The 13,180-nt window shown below is 70.8% G+C and carries 14 protein-coding genes; 5 read left to right on the plus strand and 9 right to left on the minus strand.

Annotation, left to right across the window (positions count from 1 at the left end):
• Nucleotides 1-23 precede the first annotated feature (23 nt).
• Nucleotides 24-1,298, plus strand: a complete 1,275-nt coding sequence (locus ACN260_RS29955) for a glycosyltransferase (protein ID WP_422754085.1) — start codon at nucleotides 24-26, stop codon at nucleotides 1,296-1,298.
• 156 nt (nucleotides 1,299-1,454) lie between these two features.
• Here the strand turns inward: ACN260_RS29955 and ACN260_RS29960 are convergent, their stop codons facing one another.
• Together ACN260_RS29960 and ACN260_RS29965 are read right to left on the minus strand one after the other, a co-directional pair.
• Nucleotides 1,455-1,667 carry a hypothetical protein gene (locus ACN260_RS29960; RefSeq protein ID WP_422754086.1) on the minus strand — a complete coding sequence of 71 codons (213 nt, stop codon included), beginning with the start codon at nucleotides 1,665-1,667 and terminating at the stop codon, nucleotides 1,455-1,457.
• Between the two features lie 2 nt (nucleotides 1,668-1,669).
• Nucleotides 1,670-2,758 (minus strand): XRE family transcriptional regulator, encoded by a 1,089-nt coding sequence (locus ACN260_RS29965; RefSeq protein ID WP_422754087.1) that lies wholly within the window; start codon nucleotides 2,756-2,758, stop codon nucleotides 1,670-1,672.
• Between ACN260_RS29965 and ACN260_RS29970 the strand changes: the two genes are divergently transcribed.
• Nucleotides 2,751-3,026 (plus strand): AAA family ATPase, encoded by a 276-nt coding sequence (locus ACN260_RS29970; RefSeq protein WP_422754088.1) that lies wholly within the window; start codon nucleotides 2,751-2,753, stop codon nucleotides 3,024-3,026. The genes ACN260_RS29965 and ACN260_RS29970 overlap by 8 nt on opposite strands.
• 7 nt (nucleotides 3,027-3,033) lie before the next feature.
• Complete coding sequence (locus ACN260_RS29975; RefSeq protein WP_422754089.1) at nucleotides 3,034-3,645, plus strand: RloB family protein; 612 nt, start codon at nucleotides 3,034-3,036, stop codon at nucleotides 3,643-3,645.
• Between the two features lie 363 nt (nucleotides 3,646-4,008).
• Here ACN260_RS29975 and ACN260_RS29980 read toward each other — a convergent pair whose 3' ends face one another.
• From ACN260_RS29980 to ACN260_RS29990, 3 genes are all read right to left on the minus strand, one after another.
• Nucleotides 4,009-4,380 carry a PIN domain-containing protein gene (locus ACN260_RS29980; protein WP_422756877.1) on the minus strand — a complete coding sequence of 124 codons (372 nt, stop codon included), beginning with the start codon at nucleotides 4,378-4,380 and terminating at the stop codon, nucleotides 4,009-4,011.
• A 28-nt stretch (nucleotides 4,381-4,408) separates the two neighbouring features.
• The gene (locus tag ACN260_RS29985) at nucleotides 4,409-4,606 is read right to left on the minus strand and encodes a hypothetical protein (RefSeq protein ID WP_422754090.1); all 198 of its coding nucleotides are present in this window, start codon (nucleotides 4,604-4,606) and stop codon (nucleotides 4,409-4,411) included.
• Nucleotides 4,607-4,786: 180 nt separating this feature from the next.
• Nucleotides 4,787-5,971, minus strand: a complete 1,185-nt coding sequence (locus tag ACN260_RS29990; RefSeq protein WP_422754091.1) for a tetratricopeptide repeat protein — start codon at nucleotides 5,969-5,971, stop codon at nucleotides 4,787-4,789.
• Nucleotides 5,972-6,365: 394 nt separating this feature from the next.
• Here ACN260_RS29990 and ACN260_RS29995 point away from each other — a divergent pair, with 394 nt between their 5' ends.
• Both ACN260_RS29995 and ACN260_RS30000 read left to right on the plus strand, forming a co-directional pair.
• Nucleotides 6,366-8,624 carry a CHAT domain-containing protein gene (locus ACN260_RS29995; RefSeq protein WP_422754092.1) on the plus strand — a complete coding sequence of 753 codons (2,259 nt, stop codon included), beginning with the start codon at nucleotides 6,366-6,368 and terminating at the stop codon, nucleotides 8,622-8,624.
• Complete coding sequence (locus ACN260_RS30000; protein ID WP_422754093.1) at nucleotides 8,614-10,092, plus strand: tetratricopeptide repeat protein; 1,479 nt, start codon at nucleotides 8,614-8,616, stop codon at nucleotides 10,090-10,092. Before ACN260_RS29995 ends, ACN260_RS30000 begins: the two co-directional genes overlap by 11 nt.
• Here the strand turns inward: ACN260_RS30000 and ACN260_RS30005 are convergent.
• The 4 genes from ACN260_RS30005 to ACN260_RS30020 all read right to left on the minus strand — a co-directional run bounded on the left by ACN260_RS30005 (nucleotide 10,082) and on the right by ACN260_RS30020 (nucleotide 13,146).
• Nucleotides 10,082-10,480, minus strand: a complete 399-nt coding sequence (locus tag ACN260_RS30005) for a hypothetical protein (RefSeq protein WP_422754094.1) — start codon at nucleotides 10,478-10,480, stop codon at nucleotides 10,082-10,084. The genes ACN260_RS30000 and ACN260_RS30005 overlap by 11 nt on opposite strands.
• Nucleotides 10,481-10,665: 185 nt before the next feature.
• A complete protein-coding gene (locus tag ACN260_RS30010; protein WP_422754095.1) occupies nucleotides 10,666-11,385 on the minus strand; it encodes a CDP-alcohol phosphatidyltransferase family protein in 720 nt (239 codons plus the stop codon).
• Entirely contained in the window at nucleotides 11,360-12,427 is a 1,068-nt protein-coding gene (locus ACN260_RS30015; RefSeq protein WP_422754096.1) for an iron-containing alcohol dehydrogenase family protein, read from the minus strand. The genes ACN260_RS30010 and ACN260_RS30015 overlap by 26 nt, the downstream gene beginning before the upstream one ends.
• Nucleotides 12,415-13,146, minus strand: a complete 732-nt coding sequence (locus ACN260_RS30020; protein WP_357924618.1) for a phosphocholine cytidylyltransferase family protein — start codon at nucleotides 13,144-13,146, stop codon at nucleotides 12,415-12,417. The genes ACN260_RS30015 and ACN260_RS30020 overlap by 13 nt, the downstream gene beginning before the upstream one ends.
• Nucleotides 13,147-13,180 lie beyond the last annotated feature (34 nt).

Here is a 13,180-nt window from a genome sequence, read left to right on the forward strand (position 1 = left end):
AGCCAACGGTAGCCTTCTTTCCCGTGAGAATCGTGGTGGCGCACAACCGGTACCGGGAAGCCCAGCCGTCGGGTGAGAACACGATGGTCGACTCGGAGATCGGGCAGCTCACCGCGGCCGGGGTCGAGGTGCTGCCGTTCATCCGCAGCTCGGACGAGATCCCGTCGATGCCGAAGTCGGCCAAGGCGCTGCTGCCGATCTCACCGATCTACGCCCCGCGCGCCCAGCAGGACCTGTCCCGGCTGCTCACCGAGCACCGGCCGGACGTGCTGCACCTGCACAACCCGTACCCCCTGCTCTCGCCGTGGGTGGTGCGGACCGCGCACAAACACGGGGTGCCGGTGGTGCAGACGGTGCACAACTACCGGCAGGTCTGCTCGTCGGGGATCTACTTCCGCGACGGCGTCATCTGCCAGGACTGCAAGGGCCGGGCGCTGGCGGTGCCGTCGATCGTGCACCGCTGCTACCGGGATTCCCGGGCGCAGAGCGCGCTGATGGCGGCCACCCTGGCCGTGCACCGGGGCACCTGGCGTTCGGTGGACCGGTTCATCGCGCTCACCTCGGCCATCGCCGACCACCTGACCGACTACGGCATCCCGGCCGAGCGGATCGTGGTCAAGCCGAACGCGGTACCCGACCCGGGCGCACCCACCCCGCTCGGCGACGGTTTCCTCTATCTGGCCCGGCTCACCCCGGAGAAGGGCCTCGACCTGCTGTTGGACGCCTGGCGGCGGCACCCGGTGGGCAGCCTCGGCACGCTGCGGGTGGCCGGTGACGGCGAGCTGCGCCCGCTGGTCGAGGCCGCCGCCGCCGAGCGCGCCGACGTCGTCTACCTGGGCCAGCTCGACCGGGCCGGGGTACGCGCCGCCGTCGAGGCGAGTGCCGTGGTGATCGCCGCCTCGATGTGGCACGACGTCCTGCCCACCGTGATCATCGAGGCGTTGGCCAGTGGGCGGCCGGTGCTCGGCACCGCGCTCGGCGGCATCCCGTACCTGGTCGGCGCGGACGCCCCGCACGAGCCCGCCGGCACCGGCCCGGCCGCCGTCGCGTCGGCGGTCGCCGGCCACGCCCCGCCGCCGGCCGGTCCGCCGGCGGTCCCGGTCGGCCTGGTCGGCGGCACCGCCGGCTGGGTGGTCCCGCCGGACCCGGCCGCGCTGGCCGCCGCGCTCCCGGTCGCGCGGGCCGGTGCCGCGCTGCTGTCCGCCCCGGCCCGGCTGCGGTACGAGCAGACCTTCCACCCGGACGTGGTCCTCAAGCGGCACCTGGCCATCTACGCCTCTCTCACCCGCGCCAACTGACTCCGCTGCCGCCAGCGGCAGACCACGCGCGATCCTGCCAAGATCTCCGCGCACGGCGGTCGGGGAGGGCGCTCGGGCGTGTCGCGGCTGGTCGGCATAGCTACGTGAAGCGGTATGACTGGCTGGCATATTTATGCCTGACAGTCATACCGCTCTTCAACACATGTGTCTCTTGGCGCTCTCCTCGGCCGTGCGGACAGCGGCGGCGGCGTGGATGACGTCGCGGGCGGCGGTCGCCACGCGGCACCCTGTAGTCCGGCAGACCCGGCAGCGACCATTCGGGTCGGTGCGGTGGGCGCGGAGGACCGCGCGGGCGGTGAGGACCAACCGGTTGCGGATCTGCGCCAGCGACAGGTGCGGCGCGGTCATGGTCAGGTCACCCCGAGGGCGGCGGCGAGTGTGACGATCGTGGCCGGGGCGTGCGGGGTGCGGGCGACCTGAGCGAGCACCTCCCGGGCGGCGGGCCGATGGCGTACCTCGGCGGGGGCGATCCGCTCGGCGTCGGCGAGTACCCGGCCGGCGTTGGTCGAGTCGTCGGCCTGGAGGTAGGCGCGGGCGGCGTCGATCAGGTGCGCCGCCCGGTGTTCCAGCGGCAGCCACCGCCAGGCGTCCCGCCGGGTCGCCCGCTCGTGCCAGGCGACCGCATCGCCGGCATCGCCCAGGTCGAGGGCGGCGGCGGTACGGGCGAGGTCCACCGCGGTCGGCCCGAACGCCGTCCGGTGATGGTCGTGGCCGTCGCCGACCTGCGCGGCCATCCCGGCGGCCTCGTCGAGGAGGTCGGTGGTGGCGCGGTCGTCGCCCCGGCGGGCCGCCCCCAGCGCGGCCTGCACCAGCAGGGTTCCGCACAACGACAACTCGCCGGGGCCGCCGTCGTCGGGGCCGAGCAGGGCGATCCGGTACGCGGCGGCGAGTGACGCCGACACCGCCGCGCGGGCCCGCTCCGAGGCACGGAACACCTGGCAGAGTTGCACCGTGGCGGCGGCCACCAGCAGGGGATCGCCGGCCCCGGTGGCCATCGCCCGGTCGGCGGCCAGCCAACCCAGGTCGACCTCGCCGAGCTTCACCAGCAGCGACGCGGTGAGCCGGTACACCTCCACCAGCAGCGGCCGGTTCGACTCGTGATCGTCGGCGGAGATCCGCTGCACGCCGGCCAGCAGACCCGGCAGCACGTCGACCACCTGCGGGTACCTGGCGTACTGGAACTGCACCCAGGCGTGCCCGACGTCCCGCACCACCCGGCCGGCCGGCACCGCCGGGCGGATCGCCGGTCGCCCGAGCGCGATCTCGTACGTCGACAGGGCCGCCCGGATCCGCTCCACCCCTTCGATCCGCGCGGTCGTCGTGGCGGGTCGCGCGTCCCGGCCGAGCAGCACGGCGGTGTCGATCCGCAGCACGGCGGCGATGTCCCGCAACGTCGACACCTTGTCCAGCGACCGGACACCCCGCTCGATCTTGTCCACCCACGATTTCGACCGACCGAGCCGGTCGGCGAACACCATTTTCACCTCGCATGACACCAGCCTGCTCAACCACCTGAACCGGGACGAGGTCTGGCTTACGGAGAAGCAGCTTGACGGCTCCACCCGACTCGGCGCGCTCGCCGAGTTCGCCGGTGAGCGGGTGCGGAAATCGCAGAACCTCGAAAGCGCCTACCTGCACGGCCGGTTCGGCGCGCTTCCTCAAGTCGACCAGACAGAGTTCCTGCGGGCGCTCGGCCTGATCGGCTGACAAGACGATGAGCCCACGCCGCCGGGAAACGAAACCCCTCAAGCGCACCGTCGCTCGACGCCCAGAATTGCGCACGGTCGTCGTGTTCTGCGAGGGCAAGAACTCCGAGCCCGACTACATCAACGGGCTGAAGAAGCTGCCCGAAATCGCGGACAACACCGCCCTCAACCTCGAAATCCACCCCGACCAGGGCGTCCCGCTCACACTCGTGCAGATGGCGGCCGACCGCCTCGCCGACCCGGAGGTGGACGAGTGCTGGTGCATCTTCGATGTGGAATGGCCGAAGAACCACCCCAACCTGCATCGCGCCAAGCAACTCGCTCAGGCCAAGGGTGTCGGGCTGGTGATCTCGAACCCGTGTTTCGAGCTGTGGCTGATCCTGCATCACAGCGTGCACACCAAGTTCGTCGACACGGCCGAAGCCGAGAAGATGAGCCGCAAGCTTGACGGCCGCACCGGCAAGAGCATCGACAGCAGCATCTATATGCCGCTGCGAAAGCAGGCCGCCCGCCGGGCCGAGCAACTCGAAAAGCGTCACGACAACAACGGCACCGCGTTTCCCGACGACAACCCGTCCTCCGGCATGCATCACCTGCTACGGGCACTCGGCGCAACGTAGCCGGCGGCCCGGTGGCCCGGGTCTGCTGGGGCGAAGTAGCGGTGTCCGGGCGCGGTCGAAACCGCTACTTCGCCCCAACTGAGTCGATCATCGTGGGACGGATGGTGGACCCGGTACGGCCGGCGAGTGGCTACCCGACGCATGGTGACGGATGCCCACGACAGGCCGGTTCCGGAAGCGGCTGGAGGTAGGCAGCGGTTCCTCGATCTGCTGGACAAGGCGTCGAGAATGACTCCGGGCGCCGTCGGCCACATCCTCGGGGCCCGCGGTTCGGAGCACTGCCGGCGGGCTGGCCGTCACGATCGACGATCTGACCGACACGACGCGTAGTTGACCTGGATGACTGCGCTTCCGCACCGGAAGCTAGGAGACGTCGAAGAGCCGGAGGCCGTCGTGCTCGGCGAAGTCGACGTAGTCCTTGTCGTTGAAGGTCGCCAGCGGCAGCCGATCGACGAGACAGTACGCCGCGATCCAGGAGTCATTCGTCGGTCGGGGCCGCCCGCGATGCTGCGCCCGAGCCTGAAGCTGGCCCCAGGTCGTCGCCACCGCCTCGTCGAAGGGGAGCAGCACCACGCCGGTTCGCCACTGCGCGAGGTCGGCCAGCTTGCGTGGCCCCCAACTCCTCAGCGCAGTCCAGTTGGTCAGCTCCCCGAGCGTGACGAAGGTGATGCACAGGGTCTTACCGACCAGTCGGGTACGGAGCCTGTCGGGTAGCCGGCCGCGCAGAATGGCGATGCGACGTCATTGTCCAGGACTACCAGGCTCACGCGGCGTTGGTCCGGCGGGAGGCATAGAGATCAGCGAGAAAGTCGTCCAGCTCGTCGTCGGACTCGAACAGGCCCGGCCGTGCGAGGTCGTCGACGGAGGCGATCGGCCGGACACCCTGGCGACGGGCAATCTCCTCAGCCTGTACGTGCTCAGCGGTCGGCCACTCAGGCATCTGCTCGGCGCTGCTCGACATCCCGGCTCACCTCCTGCGTCTTGGACCGTCGCCTATTCTCGCATCGCTGACGTCCAGGCGTCCGCATGTCACGGCCAACTGTCAGTCGTCTTCCGTCACACCTAACCGCGCGGCTGTGGCCTGGCCTGTTGCCATGGCGACGAGCCGGGCGGTCCGCGCCGGGGCGTCAGCTGGAGGCTCCTACGGGCCTTCCGCGCGTTGCTGGCGGATTTGTCGAAGAAGGGCGGTGTCGGCCTCGAGGCCGGGGTGACCGACCTGCCGGTCGAGGTCGACGACCTGTTCGAGTTCCCGGATCGCCTGGTCGAGGTCACCGCCCGCCCGGTGGACCAGGGCGATGTTGTACCTGGTGGTGGCTTCGCCGGCCCGGTCGCCGACCTCCCGCCGGATGGGCAGGACCAGGTGGAAGTGGTCGAGGGCCCGCTGCCGGTCCCCCAGCCTGTTGTACGCCGCGCCGATGTTGTTGAGGATGGCGGCCTCACCGGCCCGGTCACCGACCTCCCGGGTGATGGTGAGGGCCCCGTGGAACTGGTCCAGGGCTCGCTGGAGATCCCCAGACTCGACGTACGCGTCGCCGATGTTGTTGAGGACGGCGGCCTCACCGCCCCGGTTGCCGACGTCCCGCTGAATGGTGAGGGCCTGGTGGTAGTGGTCGAGGGCCCGCCGCCGGTCCCCCAACCTGTTGTACGCCGTGCCGACGTTGTTGAGGGTGGTGGCTTCGCTGGCCCGGTCGCCGACGTCCCGTTGGATGGTGAGGGCCTGCCGGTAGTGGTCGAGGGCCCGGTGTGGATCTCCCAAGCGGCTGTAGACGGTGCCGATGTCGGTGAGGATGGTGGCTTCACCCGTCCGGTCGCCGACTTCACGGGTGATGGTGAGGGCCTGCCGGTAGTGGTCGAGGGCCCGTTGTGGGTCTCCCAGGCTGCTGTGGACGCCGCCGATGTTGTTGAGGGTGGTGGCTTCGCCGGCCCGGTCACCGACCTTCCGTTGCAGGGGGAGAGCCTGCTGGTAGTGGTCGAGAGCCCGCTGCCGATCCCCCAGGCTGAAGTACACGTGACCGGTTTTGCTGAGGGTGGCGGCTTCGTTTCCCCGGTGGCCGGCCTGCCGGTACAGGATCAGGGCCTGCCGGTAGTCCTCCAGCGCCGGCCAGGGCCGACCTGTCGCCGACCGCGCCCATCCCCGGTCGTAGAAGGAGCCGGCATCCGGGCCCAGGGTCAGGGTCGCGGTGGCCATGGCCTCGACAGCCGCGAACCGTGAGGTGGGCAGCCACACCCGGCTCACCCGGTCACCCACGTCGCGGGCGATTCCCGGCTGCCGCCCGGCGACCGCGAGCCGGTGCACCTCGACCCAGCGGGCAACGGTGGCTGTCACAGTGGGGACGGGACGGAGTCGTGCTGTTTCCCGATCAGCGGTCCCCGATCCCACCACGCTCCTCCTGACGCTCCCTGTTGCCGCAGACCGTGGCACTCGGCGCTCGGCGGTGCGCCGATCGTGAATGTTCTACCCCGCAGGGAGGCGGCCGTGAGTCGGAAAGCCGTCACCCGAGGCGGGTTCACGCAGCGGTCCCGGGACACGAAGGAAACGTACAGTAGCCACCCGAGGTCCACCGTCGATCGCCCGGCGGCGGACAATCCCGGACCGGCTCGAAGGCGTATCAAAGAAGACGCGGGAAACGCCACAGTGGAGGTTTCCGGGACGTAGACCGCGAGCCGCGCGGCGGAGCTGTGGGCCGCACTGACCTGACCACCACGACGGGGATGGGCAGATGAGCACCTTCGACCTGGAGGTCTTCGCGCAGACCTCGAACCACTACGAGCTGCGGCTGTCCGCCGCCGGCCAGCCACCCCGGACCCGCAGCCTGGACCGGGCCGCGGTCGACGAGCTGATCACCCTGGTACGCCGCGACTACAGCACCGACGCCACCGCCTACAAGGTGTACGGCGCGACCCGGCTGGCCGAGCTGGGGACCCGGCTGGCGGAGTTCCTCGACGGCGACGAGCGGTGGCTCACCCCGATGCTGGCCCATCCCGCCGGGGCGGTGCTGCGGATCAGCGCTGAGCAGCGGCTGCGGCACCTGCCGTGGGAGTTGCTGGCCCGGGAAGAGGCCTTCCTGACCGTGGCCGGGCGGGCGCCGCTGTTGCCGGTCCGGGCGGTCGGCGAACACGCGGCGTTGCCCGGCCCGGTCGCGCCCGGCAACCGGCCGTTGCGGGTGCTGTTCATGGCGGCCTCACCCGAAGGTGTCGAGCCGGTGCTCAACTTCGAGGGCGAGGAAGCGGCGATCCTGGCCGCGACCCGACGCACCGGCACCGATCTGGTCGTCGAGGAGAGCGGCACCCTGGAGGGACTACGGTTCCTCGGCCGCGACTACGGGCCCGGCCACTTCGACGTGCTGCACCTGAGCGGGCACGCCACCACCGCCGGTGGGCAGCCGGTCTTCCTGCTGGAGGACGAGTACGGTGCGCCCACCAGGGCGACGGCCGACCAGCTCGCCGAGGCGATGCAGGGCCACTGGCCGAGGCTGGTGTTCGTCTCCGGCTGCCTCACCGCCGACGCCCCGGAAGGCGGGGTGTTCCCGTCGATGAGTGAGAGCCTGGTGCAGGCCGGTGCGCCGGTGGTGCTGGGCTGGGCGCTGCCGGTCGGGGACGTCTCCGCCACCGACTTCGCCGCCGCGCTCTACCAGGCCCTGGCCGACGGAGGGTCGTTGGACCGGGCCGTCGTCGCGGCCCGTCGCCACCTGTTCCACGACAGGAAGAGCAGCTACTGGCATCTGCTCCGCGTCTACGCCGACCGGTCACCGCTGGCACCCCTGGTCACCCCACTGCACACCAAGGGTCGCAAGCGGTTGCAGGTACGCGCCGCCGACCAGCAGTTCCTGGACCCGCAGACCCAACTGTCCCGGGTCGCCTCCCGCGCCGAGTTCGTCGGCCGGCGGCGTGTCATCCAGCGCTGCCTACGCGTCCTGCGGCAACCCGCCGACACCCCCGGCGCGGCCCAGGGCCTGCTGCTGGCCGGCATGGGCGGGCTCGGCAAGAGCAGCCTCGCCTCCCGGCTCCTGGAACGCATGCCCACCCACCAGCGCGCCGTCTGGTACGGCCGGGTCGACGCCATCAAGTTCCGCGAACTCACCAGCAAGATCCGCTTCGACACCCTCGACCAGAGCATCGAGGCCACCATGCTGCTCGACAACGAACAGGTTCCCCTGTCGATCCGGCTGCGGCACCTGCTCGACGTCGACGGGCCACTCGGCGACACGCCCTGCCTGTTCGTGTTCGACGACTTCGAGACCGGCAACCTCGACACCCGCGACGACGGCAGCCGGGTCCTCGCCCCGGCGATGGCCGAGATCCTGCCCGCCCTACTGGCCGCCATCCGCGACACCGGCAGCCCGAGCCGCGTCGTCATCACCAGCCGCTACCGCTTCCCCACCCCGGCCGGCACCACCCTCGCCGTCGAGGCCCTGGAAACCCTCACCCCCGTCGAGCAGACCAAGAAGATCGCCAACCTGACCAACCTGCGCCCCGAATCCACCATCAACCCCACCATCCGGATCCGGGCGATCGAGACCGCAGCCGGCAACCCCCGCCTGCTCGACTGGCTCAACCGCATCATCGGCGACGCCACCCTCGACGTCGACGGCCTGCTCGCCGCCATCGAGGGCGAAACCGACCGGTTCCGCCGGGAGACGGTCCTCGCCGACAACCTCCTCGACTCCCAACCCCTCGAACTGCGCCGGATGCTCGCCAGGATCAACGTCGTCGAACTACCGATCCCCGCCGCCACCGTCCACGCCCTGCACCCACACCCCGACGCCGCCCGACACCTCCAACGGGCCGTCGAACTCGGCCTGCTCGAAGAGGGCACCGACCCCGACACCCAGGAAGCCCGCTACTTCGTCTCCAACGTCCTGCACCCCCTCGTCCGTCCCCTGCTCACCGACGACGAACACACCGAGGCATGCGCTGCCGCCGCGCGGTCCCTCTACCAGCTCTGGGTCCTCGATCCCGCTGCCGCCGATGTCCACTGACCCGCGATTCCTCGCCCGCTGGGTCGAGGTGCACCGGCTCGCGGTCGCCGGCCGACAGCCGGAGATCGCCCGGGATATCGGCGACCAGGTGTGTCGGGTGTGGCTGCGTACCTCGCGTTTCGCCGATGTCGAGGCCATGGCCACCGCGACGCTCACCCTCGGCCCGGATGCGGGCGCCCACTACCAGCGGGGTTGGGCGCGGTCGGCAACCGGTCGACCCCGGCCTGCGCTGGAGGACTACCAGCATGCCCTGGTCATGTACCGGCAGGCCGGCCACCTGGGCAACGAAGGCGTCACCCTGAACAACACCGGCAACGTGTACCACAGCCTGGGGGACTGGCGGCAGGCCCTGGACCATTACCACCGGGCCCTGCCCATCCAGCGGGAGGTGGGTGATCGGGCGGGCGAGGCCGTCACCCTGAGCAACATCGGCAACGTACACATCAGTCTGGGGGATCGGCGACGGGCCCTGGAGCACTTCCACCGGGCCCTGCCCATCCTGCGGGAGGTGGGTAACCGGGCCGGTGAAGCCGCCACCCTGCACAACCTCGGCAGTGTGTATGACCGCGTGGGGGATCGGCAGCGGGCTCTGGACTACTTCCACCAGTCTCTGCCTATCCGGCGGGAGGTGGGTGATCGGGCGGGCGAGGCTGTCACCCTGAGTAATGTCGGGAGTGTGTACGACAGTCTGGGGGATCGCCAGCGGGCTCTGGACTACTTCCACCGGGCCCTGCCTATCCTGCGGGAGGTGGGTGACCGGGCGGGCGAGGCCGTCACCCTGAACAATATCGGCACCGTGTACAACGGCTTGGGGGATCGCCAGCGGGCTCTGGACTACTTCCACCAGTCTCTGCCTATCCGGCGGGAGGTGGGTGATCGGGCGGGCGAGGCTGTCACCCTGAGTAATGTCGGGAGTGTGTACGACAGTCTGGGGGATCGCCAGCGGGCTCTGGACTACTTCCATCAGGCCCTGCCTATCCTGCGGGAGGTGGGTAACCGGGCGAGCGAGGCCGTCACCCTGAACAACATCGGTAACGCGTACGACGGCTTGGGGGATCGGCAGCGGGCCTTGGACTACTTCCACCAGGCCTTGCCTATCCGGCGGGAGGTGGGTGATCGAGCGGGCGAGGCCGTCACCCTGAACAACATCGGGAGCGTGTACGACGATTTGGGGGATCGGCAGCGGGCCCTGGACTACTTCCACCAGGCTCTCCCCCTTCGGCGGGAGGTCGGTGACCGGGCCGGCGAAGCGGTCACCCGGTTCAACATCGCGATGGCCCACCGGGCGGACGGTGACCTCGACCAGGCGATCCGCGAACTCGAACGCGTCGTCGACCTCGACCGGCAGGTCGAGCACCCCGACCTCGAAGCCGACACCGCCGTCCTCGAACAACTCCGCCGGGAACGTGCCGAAGGCCACCCGTCCGGACCGCCCACGGAACCTGACGGCAACGGCGTCAGCGGATGATCCGCACCACCTGCTCGGTTTCGGCGTACTCGCAGTTCGCGCCCGGGCAGGCGGAAATCCAGGCGGACAACAGGGCCTCTCCGGCGCGGAACGGGACACCCGCGACGTCGGCCGGGATCAGCGCCGACAGGGGTTGCGTCTGCCCGGTGCAGGTCCAGGTGCGGTACTGCGGGACGGACCCGTGGGCGATGCGGTTACCGACGGCCTGGGTGATCGTGGCGCGCAGCTCGCCGGAGGCACCCTCGTCGCAGCTCACCACGTAGTCCAGGCGCACCCCGGCACCCTTGGCGACAAGCGTCACCGAGCTGATCTCGAGAGCGGGGGCGGCGGCGACAGCGGGTGCCGCACCGGCGAACACGAGCATCGGCGTCGCCAGGGCAAGAATCATGGCAGTCGACCGGCGTGAACGTGACATCGCGGGGGCTCCGTCTCCGATGGCCCCGCCCACGATGGACGGAGAGTGACCGACTCGTATCATCGAGTTTCGTCACTCGTCGGGTCAACGCTTCCCGGACAGCTACCGCACGGTAAGTCCACTTTCCGGGAGCACCCGATCCCGTCGACAGTGCGGCCCTACAGCGAGGCGCGGGCCGAGAAGGCGATGCTGGCCAGCAGGAACCCGCCGTTGACCACCGTGAACGCCACGACCACCCAGAACACCAGCGCCGGCACGAGCATCAGCACCAACCCCGCCACGAAGATCACCGCGCCGTAGTCGCGGACCAGCTTGACCAGGCGTACCGGCAGGGACGTCGAGGTGACCATGCTGGCGGCGTTCGGGCCGGCCTGCATCACCGAGGTCACCAGGTTGACCATCCAGGTGCCGGCGAAGGTGGCCACCAGCCAGGTCGGCGTGGAGGGGCGCTGCGCCACGGCGGTGGCGGACAGGGCGGCGACCAGGGCGATCTGGGCGGCCACGTCGCAGAGCACGTCGACCCGGGCACCGGCCGCGCTGCCCTGACCGGTCACCCGGGCGAGCTGCCCGTCGGCGCAGTCCAGGGCGTACGCCACCTGCCAGCCGACCAGCGCGACCAGCCCGACCACCCACGCCGGGACGGTACCGGCGGCGACCCGGTCGGCGAGCGCCACCACGGTCACCGAGGCGGCCAGGCCGAGCACCAGGTTGGTGATGGTCAGCGCGGTCGGGCGCAGTCCGAGGCGCTGGGCGATGAGGGCGAAGACGGCACCCAGCCACTGGCTGACCGATTCGCTGAACAGGCCGCCGCCCCGGTTGACCCGGTGGAAGTCGGCAACGGTGGGACGGGGTTCAGCCACTGTGGTCGCGGAGTGCACCGGCGTAGTCTGCCAGCCGCTCCCGCGTCTCGGTAACCGACATGGCCAGGTGCTCCAGGATGGTGTACCGGTCGGGGCGGGTGGCCGGGGCGAACTGCACCGCCTCGACGAACTGGTCGTCGGTCAACCCCACGTCGGCCGGGTGCCGTGGCAGCCGGTGCCGGCCCAGGCAGGCCGCCATCTCGACGAAGCGCCGCTCGTCACCGCGCAGGAACGTGCAGAACAGCGCGCCGAGCCCGGCCAGCTCGCCGTGCGACGAGGTGCCGGGGAAGAGGGCGTCGACGGCGTGCATGATCTCGTGGCAGCCGCCGCTTGCCGGTCGGCTGCTGCCGCAGACCGCCATCGCCAGGCCGCTGGAGATCAGCGCCTCGGCCAGCACCGTGACGAACGCGTCGTCGGTCATGTCGCCGGTGTGCGCGAGCACCGCCTCCGCGCCCATCCGGGCCAGCGACGCGGCGAGGCCGTCGACGGGTTCGCCGCGTACCTGGCGGGCCAGTTCCCAGTCGGCCAGGGCGCTGATGTTGCTGACCACGTCGCCGATGCCGGCCCGGTTGTGCCGGTCGGGGCCGGCGGCCACGAAGTCCAGGTCGACGATCACCGCGATCGGGATGTGCACCCCGTAGGAGCCCTTGAGGCCGCCGGTGATCAGGCTGGCGACGGGGGAGGCGATGCCGTCGTTGGCGAGGCTGGTCGCCATGGTCACCATCGGCAGGCCGCGCCGGGTGGCGGCGTACTTCGCCACGTCGATGGTCTTGCCGCCGCCGATGCCGACCACCGCGTCGTACGAGCGTTCGCGGAGCTTGCCGCCCAGCTCGTCGGCGGCGTCGAGGGTGCCACCGGCCACGGTGAACACGTCCGCCGAGCGCAGCGACGGCCGCAGCAGGTCGGCGATCTGCCCGCCCTGACCCGGGCCGACCACCACCGCCACGTCACCCCCGGCGGAGATCCGCCCGTCGGCGAGGATCGTGGCCAGGTCGGCGACCGCGCCGCGCCGCACGTCGATGTGCAGCGGGGTCAGGATGGTACGGGCTAGTAGCGGCACGCGATCTCCCGCGCCCGGGTCAGGTCGTCGTGGTTGTCGACCTCGACCCAGGAGACGTCCCCGATCGGCGCGGCCCGCACCTCGCCGCCCCGGTCGGCGAACTCCTGGTAGCCGTCCTCGTAGTAGAGGTTCGGGTCCCGCCGCCAGGTCGCCTCCAGCGCGTCGGCGAGCGCCCCGGCCACCTGCGGTTCGATCAGCGTCGCGCCGATGTACTCCCCGTACGCCTCGCCCGGGTCCATCAGCTTGGTGATCCGGGTGAGCTGGCCGGCGGCGTCGAAGGTGGTCTTCATCTCCTCCTCGGCCAGCGCCTTGAGGGTGTCGACGGCGAGCAGGATGCCCGGCCCGCGCTCGGCCAGCAGGGTCTTCTCCACGCTCACCGGGTGCACGGTGTCCCCGTTGACCAGCAGCACGCCCCGGGCGAAGTGCTCCCGGGCCAGCCACAGCGAGTAGGCGTTGTTCCACTCCTCGGCCTTGTCGTTGTGCACCAGGGTGAGGGTGACGCCGTACTTCTCCTGAAGGGCCGCCTGCCGCTGCACGACCGCGTCGGCGGCGTAGCCGACCACGATCACGATCTCGGTGAGCCCCACCTCGGCCAGGTTGCGCAGCGCGATGTCCAGGATGGTGGTCTCACCGTCCACCGGCACCAACGCCTTGGGCAGGGTGTCGGTGTACGGGCGCAGTCGGCGTCCCGCACCGGCCGCGAGCACCATCCCGATCATGCGGGGCCTCCCTCGTACGACTCCAGGTCACCGT

The organism is Micromonospora sp. WMMD708 (genome assembly GCF_049315245.1).
Taxonomy (GTDB): Bacteria; Actinomycetota; Actinomycetes; order Mycobacteriales; family Micromonosporaceae; genus Micromonospora; species Micromonospora wenchangensis.

Bases quoted from the DNA above. Each gene is read 5' to 3' on its own strand.
- ACN260_RS29960 (WP_422754086.1), bottom strand. From the start codon at position 1,667: ATGACCGCGCCGCACCTGTCGCTGGCGCAGATCCGCAACCGGTTGGTC.
- ACN260_RS29975 (WP_422754089.1), top strand. From the start codon at position 3,034: ATGAGCCCACGCCGCCGGGAAACGAAACCCCTCAAGCGCACCGTCGCT.
- ACN260_RS29985 (WP_422754090.1), bottom strand. From the start codon at position 4,606: ATGTCGAGCAGCGCCGAGCAGATGCCTGAGTGGCCGACCGCTGAGCAC.
- ACN260_RS29995 (WP_422754092.1), top strand. From the start codon at position 6,366: ATGAGCACCTTCGACCTGGAGGTCTTCGCGCAGACCTCGAACCACTAC.
- ACN260_RS30000 (WP_422754093.1), top strand. From the start codon at position 8,614: ATGTCCACTGACCCGCGATTCCTCGCCCGCTGGGTCGAGGTGCACCGG.
- ACN260_RS30005 (WP_422754094.1), bottom strand. From the start codon at position 10,480: ATGATTCTTGCCCTGGCGACGCCGATGCTCGTGTTCGCCGGTGCGGCA.
- ACN260_RS30020 (WP_357924618.1), bottom strand. From the start codon at position 13,146: ATGATCGGGATGGTGCTCGCGGCCGGTGCGGGACGCCGACTGCGCCCG.